The following is a 6,076-nucleotide window of genomic DNA, read 5'->3' as shown; positions in this document are numbered from 1 at the left end:
TAGCTCCAGCGGTACCGCTGGGACCAGAGCTGCTGGAGGCTGGCGGGGGCCTCGGTCCAGGCGCGGGCGCGCTCGGCGTAGACGATCCGCCAGCCGTCGCAGAGCACCGCCATGGTGATGTCGGTGTCCTCGGCGAGGGTGTCGTCGCTCATCCCGCCGACCCGCCGCAGGGCCTCCTTGCGGAAGGCGCCGACCGCGCCGGGGATGGTCGGGATGACGTTGAGCATGTCGTACATCCGGCGGTCCAGGTTGTGGCCGAGGACGTACTCGATGTGCTGCCAGGCGCCGATCAGGCTCTCGCGGTTGCCGACCTTGGCGTTGCCCGCGACCGCGCCGATCGTCGCGTCGCCGAACGGCTGGACCAGCTCGCGCACGGTGGACGGCTCGAAGACGGTGTCGCCGTCCATCATCACGACGATGTCGTGCGACGCGGCCGCGATACCGGTGTTGAGCGCGGTGGACTTGCCGCCGTTGGCCTGGCGGATCAGCCGGACGAACGGCATGGCCATCGCCTCGACGATGTCCGCCGTGCCGTCCGTGGAGCCGTCGTCGATGACGATGACCTCGATCGGATAGTCACTGGAGGTCAGCGAGTTGAGGGTGTTCGCGATGCACTCGCGTTCGTTGTAGGCCGGGACGAGGACGGTGACCGGCTCGGTGAAGGGTGGCCCCCACGCGTCCCGCCGCCGGGCGCGTCGGGCGTGCAGCGGTGCGAGGACGAGCATCAGCGCGAACCGGCCGAAGTTGAGGAAGCCGACGACAGCCAGCAGCGCGACCAGAACGGGCAGGGTGAGCACGGCGGCCTGGGTGGCCCAGATGAAGCACTTCCCCGCCCACAGCTGGTAGCCGTGCACCGGCACGGTGGCGTTGGTGGCGCCGAGCGCCTCGGAGACGGTGGCGAAGCGGTACCCCTCGCCCTGCAGCTTCTCGATGATCTGCTCGAGCGCGGCAAGGGTCTCGGTACGGTCGCCACCCGCGTCGTGGAGCAGGATCAGCTCGCCCGCGCCGGGCTTGCGCGGCATCGCCGCCTTGACGATCGCGTCGACGCCAGGACGCTTCCAGTCGTGGGTGTCCCGGTCGATGAACGCGGTGAGGTAGCCGTGGGAACCCACGTACTTGATCACCGGGTAGTTCCAGTCGTCGAGCGCCGAGGCGTCGGAGGAGTACGGCGGGCGGAACAGCGCGCTGTGGACGCCCGCGACGCCGGCCAGCGCCAGCTGCGTCTGCGCCAGCTCCCAGCTGATCCGGGCTTCGGACTGGTACACCAGATCGGGGTGGGTGAAGCTGTGCACGCCGATCTCGTGGCCGCCCGCGACGATCTGCCGGATCAGCTCCGGGTGGCGCGTGGCCATCGCGCCGGTCACGAAGAAGTCCGCGCGGATGTCGTGGGCCGCGAGCACGTCCAGGATCTTCGGGGTCCACTCCGGCGAGGGGCCGTCGTCGAAGCTCAGGACCGCGGTGCGGTCGGGGATCCGATAGCTCACGGGGCGCTCGTTCTTGTCGCCGCGCGCGTCGATGATCGGCCCGCCCTTGAGCAGGTTCTCCGGCACGGTCGTCTTGTCGACCGAGGTCGCGATCCGGGTGTCGTGGAACGCCTCGTTGGTGGCGAGGCCGCGGAGGACGAGGAGCGCGAGCAAGCAGGCCAGCAGGGACAGCGGCATGAAGAAGCGCAGCGGTGGCGCAGCCAGTCGGCGTGGTCTCAGCAGGGACTGCCGACGACGCTGGTGGCGGGACAAGGGCGCTCCTGAAGATGGGTGGTGCGGACGATCAGGCACGCTCGGCCGGCCGGCAGGCGTTGCTCCGGGCGGCACGATGGCCGCGGTATGTCGTGGAATGTCGCGGTGTTCGGCGTGACGGCCGAACTTTCGGGTGAGACGTCGCGGACCTCGCCCTCCAGGGTCAGGAGGGCGACAAGGGCCCCCTGGCGGGCAGGTACGAGGGCTTCGGCGGTATCTCCATCGCCGGGGCGTCCGACTGCATGCCGATCAGGCTGCTTCCCATGGCGGCCGCCAGGATCGCGCCGACCACGGAGACCGGCCAGCCGAAGCGCCGCAGCAGACGGCTGCGCAGACCCGACTGGTCGACGAACACCGGTGCCGGAGCGGGCTCCCAGTGACGTGATTCAGCCACGTCGGGCTGTGCCGAGTGGACCGATCCACGCCTGGAGGATGTGGCGACTTGGCGCATCATTTGTGGCCTTTTTGTGCAGGGTGGGGACCGCCGAAGCGTAGAGCGGACCTTAACCCATGCCCTGAATCGATTAGCGCGTGATGTGCGTATTTGACGCAGTCTGATCGAGCGTCGTAATCGGATCGGTATGCCACGGGACGCCTCCTAACCCTTGGATGACCGGGTCGCGAACACGAGGCGAGATGGCTGAAATCCTTCGCTAGGATGACCGCTCGATTCATGCCATCAGCGACTGATCCGCATCCAACGGGCGTGTCCAGTCACCGCCTCTACGCCCCAAGGAACCCGTGTGAGCCAGCCCCGCCGCACCTCTCGTCGCCGAGCGTGGACCGCGCTCACACTGCCCGCCCTCCTGTGCGTCCTCGCCGCGTGTTCCGCCGCCCCCGCGACCGGCGGGGGCGCCGACGCCGCCGGGTCCGCGCGGGACGCCTCGCCGACGCCCACCGGACCGCCGGGAACCCTGTTCGACGACTTCAACTACACCGGTGCCGACGACCCTTCCCTCGCCGCGCACGGCTGGGAGGTCCGTACTGGTGGGGGCGGCCCCGGGATCAAGGACACCTGGAGCGCCGACGGCGCGGCCTTCCCCTCCGACGCGACGGCAGAGGGGGGCAAGGTCCTACGACTGCGCTCCTCCACCGACGGCACCGAGCAGGGCACCACGCAGGCCGAGGTGCAGACCACGAGCCGGAACTTCTTCAGGGGAACCTTCGCCGCCCGGGTCCACCTCGGTGACAAGCCGACGAGCGGACGTGACGGCGACCACGTCGTCCAGGCCTTCTTCCCGATCTCCCCCTCGGACTCCTCGGAGAACTACAGCGAACTCGACTTCGAGTACCTGCCGAACGGCGGCTGGGGTTCGGTGGGGCCGCGGCTCGACAACGTCAGCTGGTACAGGGCCGACCCGCCGGACCGGGTTCACAACACCCTCAAGCGGCGCCTCGATGGCTGGCACACCATGATGATCACCGCCATGGACGGAAAGGTCACCTACTCCCTGGACGGCAAGGAGCTCTTCAGCAGCTCCGGCAAGTACGTCCCGCGCGAGCAGATGGACATCCACTTCAGCAACTGGCTCATCGACCTCCCCTTCACCGGTGGCCCGCGCATCTGGGACATGAAGGTCGACTGGGTCTACTACAAGGCCGACGAGGCCGTCTCCCAGGCGGACGTCCAGAAGACGGTGGACGGCTTCCACAGCACCGGCACCGACTACGTCAACACCGTCCCGAAGCCCTGACCCCACCCGCTGCACGGTCGTCCCCCTCGACGTGCTGCTCAGCGAACGGGAGATCAACTACCACCTGGAGGGCCGCCGGTGGACTTCACCTCCTGGAACCGGGGGTGGCCGAACGGCTCATGGGGTTCCCCCGGTCGCTGGTGACGGCCGATCAACTCTGCCGGCGCACGGTACGCGCGGGAATCACAGGCCCTGCGCTCCGACACTGAGCTGTGCCGCGGCGCGCCGCGGCCCGGCCGGCTCGGCCTTCCGGTGTGGGGCGTGGAGGTACGGTTCACCCGCCGCGACGGCACCCGTCGTGCCCTCGGCGAAACCGAACTCGGCGGGCACGTCACGGCTGCCGTGCCGGAGACATCGACACCACCAACTGGATCGGCGCCAGACCACCCCCGCTCCCGGCGGCCTCGTCGACTGAGGGACGAAGGGCAAGGGGGCCCGCCAGGTCCCCGTCATCGAGGAGAGCCTCCCCCTCGTCGCGCAGCGCGTCCTGGCCGCCGGCCCCGATCCCGACGCGCACATGTTCACCGGTCCCCGGGGCGGCCGCATCTCCACCGCCGTCCTGCGCGACGCCTTGCCGAGCCGATCCTGGTCGCCCGCTGACACCTCAAGGCGAGTTGATGCCCACAGGGTCCCCAGAAACGAGTCAGGGGCCGTTTCAGATTGCTCTGAAACGGCCCCTGATCCGCGACTTCGAAAAGTCGGGACGACAGGATTTGAACCTGCGACCCCTTGACCCCCAGTCAAGTGCGCTACCAAGCTGCGCCACGTCCCGTTGCCCGTCTGACCTGGGGTTTCCCCCGGCTGGACGCGCATGAGAACAATACCGCACTTTCCCCGGTGGTCACGAACCCTTTCCCGGCACCCGGGAGAGATCGACACGAGGAGTGGAGCGCTCACTCTCCGTGATGCACCCACGCACCGGGAAGCGTCTCCCCCAGGCCTCCCGGAGGGGCGGGGAGGCGGCGTCCGGAGGATCCGAGGGGTGCACCGCCCGGACGGAAGAGGGAGCGGAAGGGTTCCGGAATGTCCGTTCTTTGGGGGTGAAGGTGCTCATGTGGTGAGCGAGGCGCTCTCATGGCCATATGCCCCTGGCTTGGTTGCCGATGGCATGTGGCAGAAAGACGACTAAGCGGAATGTCTCGCGGATCGGGCCCAGCAGGCCAAGACCACACGAAACACAGTCCGATTCGATCGTCAACCGCTCGGGTTTCGGACAAAAATCGTGGCGATATTGATCCCTCCCAGAAAGATCAACACCATGAAGTGGTCGGCCTGTTCGGGACGGGACCACTGCCGATGCACCACCTGACCGGACAACCGGTCAGGCGATTCGCAGGGGAGAGGCACTCGCATGGACAGCTACTTCAGCAGTCGCCTGCATCATCGGCTCAGGGAGACGGTCCGCGACTTCGCGGAGCGTGAGGTTCGGCCGCGGATAGCGGAAATGGAAGCGTCCCGTACCGTGCACCACAAACTGTCCCGGCTGATCGCCGAGCAGGGCTGGCTGGGGGCGACTATCAGCCAGGAATACGGCGGCATGGGCGCCGGCCACCTGGCCAAGACCATCATCATCGAGGAGCTGTCCCGGGTCAGCGGCGCCATGGGCGCCATGGTCCAGGCCTCCCAGCTGGGCACCGCCAAGATCGTCCACTTCGGCAGCGACGAGCAGCGCAAGACCTGGCTTCCGGCCATCGCCGCGGGCGAGTGCCTGCCGACGATCGCGGTCACCGAGCCGGAGTCCGGTGGACATGTCCTCGGCATGAGCGCCAGCGCTGTACGGGACGGCGACGACTACATCCTCAACGGCAGCAAGGTCTACGTCGGCAACAGCCACGTCGGCGATCTGCACGGAGTCGTGGTCAGGACCGGTCCCGGATCGAAGGGCCTCACCGCGTTCCTGGTCGAATCCGATCGCCCGGGGTTCAGGACCGGTCCGCAGCAGGAGGCCATGGGCCTCCACGGCTTCAGCTTCGGCGAGCTGATCTTCGAGAACTGCCGGGTGCCGGCGAGCAACCGCCTCGGCGACGAGGGCGACGGCCTCTCCGTCGCGTACTCCTCCAGCGTCCTGTACGGACGGGCCAACCTCACCGCCGTCTCGCTCGGCATCCACCAGGCCATCCTGGAGGAGACCACCCGCTTCGCCTCCGAGCGCATCCGGTACGGCAAGCCGCTCCACGACCTCCCCACGGTCAAGCTCAAGCTCGGCCAGATGCAGTCCCGTCTCATGACCGCCCGGCTCGCCGCGTACCACGCCGTGCACCTGCTCGACCAGGGGCTCTCCTGCGACACCGAGCTGATGAACGCCAAGCTCGTCAACGTCGAGTCGGCGATCGACTCCGGCCGCAACGCGATGGAGATCCACGCCGCCGCCGGCCTCTTCACGGACCGCGCCATCGAGCGGTACCTCCGTGACGCACACCACATCTTCGCCCCGGCCGGCACCTCCGACATCCAGCTGCTGCGGCTGGCCGAGGTCGCCCTCGGCCAGGACAAGGGCAGCTGGTCGGAGCGGCTCTCCGAGCTGGTCCGCACACCGGACCCCGAGCCCGTCCACGTCTGACGCCCGGGCTCACCTCTGCGAGCCCCTGCCGCCCCCGTCATGCCGGGAGCCCCGGTACGGCCGTCGCCGTACCGGGGCTCCCGGCA

At 68.6% G+C, this 6,076-nt stretch carries 4 protein-coding genes, 1 tRNA gene and 1 pseudogene; 3 read left to right on the top strand and 3 right to left on the bottom strand.

Going from position 1 to position 6,076, the window contains the following annotated elements:
* Positions 1–1,661: glycosyltransferase (locus tag AOK00_RS34450; protein WP_055604070.1), on the bottom strand; the 1,661-nt coding region annotated here is incomplete at its 3' end.
* Positions 1,662–1,899: 238 nt separating this feature from the next.
* A complete protein-coding gene (locus AOK00_RS34445) occupies positions 1,900–2,130 on the bottom strand; it encodes a hypothetical protein (protein ID WP_159041920.1) in 231 nt (76 codons plus the stop codon).
* Between the two features lie 349 nt (positions 2,131–2,479).
* On the opposite strand from AOK00_RS34445, the gene AOK00_RS34440 reads away from it, so the two are divergent.
* Entirely contained in the window at positions 2,480–3,430 is a 951-nt protein-coding gene (locus tag AOK00_RS34440; protein WP_055604068.1) for a glycoside hydrolase family 16 protein, read from the top strand.
* Positions 3,431–3,765: 335 nt separating this feature from the next.
* Positions 3,766–4,001 (top strand): annotated as a pseudogene (locus AOK00_RS41510) (hypothetical protein); the annotation flags it as partial.
* 127 nt (positions 4,002–4,128) lie between these two features.
* Here AOK00_RS41510 and AOK00_RS34430 read toward each other — a convergent pair.
* Positions 4,129–4,202, bottom strand: a tRNA-Pro gene (locus AOK00_RS34430).
* Positions 4,203–4,781: 579 nt separating this feature from the next.
* On the opposite strand from AOK00_RS34430, the gene AOK00_RS34425 reads away from it, so the two are divergent.
* The gene (locus AOK00_RS34425; RefSeq protein ID WP_055604066.1) at positions 4,782–5,990 is read left to right on the top strand and encodes an acyl-CoA dehydrogenase family protein; all 1,209 of its coding nucleotides are present in this window, start codon (positions 4,782–4,784) and stop codon (positions 5,988–5,990) included.
* Positions 5,991–6,076 lie beyond the last annotated feature (86 nt).

Source organism: Streptomyces aureus (assembly GCF_001418135.1).
In the GTDB taxonomy this organism is placed as follows: Bacteria; Actinomycetota; Actinomycetes; order Streptomycetales; family Streptomycetaceae; genus Streptomyces; species Streptomyces aureus_A.
Note: the sequence above shows the minus strand (reverse complement) of the source record. Positions and strands in the feature narration are given on the sequence as shown.

Bases quoted from the DNA above. Each gene is read 5' to 3' on its own strand.
- AOK00_RS34425 (WP_055604066.1), top strand. From the start codon at position 4,782: ATGGACAGCTACTTCAGCAGTCGCCTGCATCATCGGCTCAGGGAGACG.